Source organism: Frankia sp. AiPs1, from assembly GCF_023716945.1.
Classification (GTDB): Bacteria; Actinomycetota; Actinomycetes; order Frankiales; family Frankiaceae; genus Frankia.
Map to the genome: position 1 here is coordinate 1 of NZ_JAMQQF010001133.1, position 692 is coordinate 692.

At 76.2% G+C, this 692-nt stretch carries 1 protein-coding gene; it reads right to left on the reverse strand.

All coding sequences use genetic code 11. The annotated features are described in order from the left end of the window. A partial coding sequence (locus tag ND748_RS33295; RefSeq protein ID WP_251750191.1) for an amidohydrolase family protein occupies positions 1–692 on the reverse strand: 692 nt, incomplete at both ends.

A 692-nucleotide genomic window follows, 5' to 3' on the forward strand; every position in this document is an offset into this window, starting at 1 on the left:
CACATGAACATAGCCAGTGCAGAGTGCGAGTCGAGTCGATCGTACGCACCCAGGACGATCCCGGCGGCGGTGCGGCGGGTCACCGCGGCGGCGACGGCCCGCCACGGGTCCGGATGGCCGAACGGGGCGTCGGTGCCGGCGGCGAGTCCGATGCCGGCCCGCACCAGGGAGGCGGCCGGGTACAGCGACGCCGGGTCCTCGTCGGTGACGTCGACGAGGTAACGGTCGCCCCGCTCGGCGACGAAGTTGGGCTGGGTGACCACGACGAGCCCGGCGCGGCGCACCTGCCCGTACAGCTCGCCGGGCACGACGGCGCCGTGTTCGAGGCGGTCGCCCCGGCGCGGGCCGGCGAGGTCGAGCGCGGCGAGTGTGAGCACCGTCTGGATGCGGGTCACGCAGTGCACGGCCACCGGCTGGCCGGCGCGGTGCGCGGCGGCGAACCTGGCTGCGAGGGTGTCAAGGTCGGGCAGCGTGTCGTCGTCGAGGATCACCTTCACCGGGCCGTCGACGACGCGGACGCCACCGACCCCCGCCACACCGGCCACACCCGTCACACCGGCCACACCGGCCGGGCCGCCTTCCTCGGCGGGGGGCTGCGGTTCGGGTCGCATGAGGGTCAGCCGCTGCGGCAGCGCGCCGGTCGCGGCGGCCGCGGCGAGGGTCCGGTGGTGCTCGGCGGTGCGCCCGGGGGT